The 1,418-nt window shown below is 54.4% G+C and carries 1 protein-coding gene; it reads left to right on the forward strand.

Features of this window, described 5'->3' with window-relative positions:
* A partial coding sequence (locus SLH47_RS26260; RefSeq protein WP_413785691.1) for an autotransporter-associated beta strand repeat-containing protein occupies positions 1 to 1,418 on the forward strand: 1,418 nt, incomplete at both ends.

Genomic DNA, 1,418 nt, shown 5'->3' on the forward strand with positions numbered 1-1,418 from the left:
TCATCGCTTCATCGCTTCATCGCTTCATCGCTTCATCGCTTCATCGCTTCATCGCTTCATCGCTTCATCATCCGTCGCGCCGCCCTGCTGCAGACGACAGCGCTGGCCTCAACCTGCTTCATTCTGACGCCCGGACTGGGGTCGTCTCCCGCTCAGGCGGAGAGCTATAGGGTCAGTCATGATGCTTATGGTTTCCGTGTTCTGGCGCGTCCTTCTCCTGGTACGCTGGCGTATTCGGATGAGGACGCGTTACAGCTAACCACTAAAGTCAGAGATTTCGAACAGGCTGTGAGTAGTGTCAACGGTGCAATGCTTAGCTCCGACACGAAGACACTGGATCTCGGTACCCATGGTTTGACCTTGGGCGCTAGCCATGGCCTAAGGGGTGGTAGGTTTACGGTTTCTGAAGGGGAGCGCCTTCGACTTGGTAATGGTATTTCCATTCAGGGGGGCTCCGAATTTGTGGTCACTGGCGCGGCAACCAAGGTGGAGGCGATGTCATTCAATGTTTCGTCTCACAACGATCAACACGGAAAGCTTAGCATTGCTGAAGGTGGGGTCGTCAGGCTGGGTGGTCATGTTTATCCTGAAGGCATCGGTGGTGCAGGGCAATTTTGGGCTGGCAATTCGCATGGCGCAAGTGTCCAAGCCGAACTCGAAATCGACGGTGAGGGGTCCCTGTTTGAGATTACTCCCGAAGCAAATGACCGGGTAACTTTCGTCCAGGGATCTGATGCAGATCCAGCAATCGTTTCGACCGTAACCATTACGGTTTCAAATGGCGGAATGTTCAGGATCAATGAGGCAACAGGGAATTACACTGAGTATGATTTTGTCCAGGTCGAGCCCAATTGCACTAGCGCTTGCGCATTAAGGCCAATTCCGAGAGATGTCTCGAAGGAAGAGGCGAATGCTCGCACATATGGGAACCATCATCATGGTAATCTAGCGTTCAACATTGGCGCAGCTTCGGGGGAGGCGGCTGTTGCGGCCGGTTATGTTGAGTTTGCAAGTTCTATTCCTCTTACGGACACCAGCCAGGTGGTCTTCAATCACACCAATACCGACTATGAGTTCGGAACGGCAATCAGTGGCGCGGGCTCTGTTCTGGTCGAGAACGGCACAACAATTCTGACCCACGAAAACAGCTATACAGGCGGTACGACGATTACAGGTGGCACGTTGCAGGTGGATGACGGCGGCAGCATTGATGGTGCCACGACGGTGTCCGGGGGGGCACTGTTGGTGAATAGCAGCCTACAAGGGATCACACTCAACGATGGGGGTGTGCTTGGTGGGGATGGGACTGTTAGCGGGGTGTCCGTGAACTCTGGGGCAACTCTGGCGCCAGGCAATTCCATCGGCACATTGAATGTAGACGGGGATATCACCCTGAGCGCAGGCTCAAGCTACGCGGT

Source organism: Cognatiyoonia sp. IB215182, from assembly GCF_033963905.1.
Taxonomy (GTDB): domain Bacteria; phylum Pseudomonadota; class Alphaproteobacteria; order Rhodobacterales; family Rhodobacteraceae; genus Yoonia.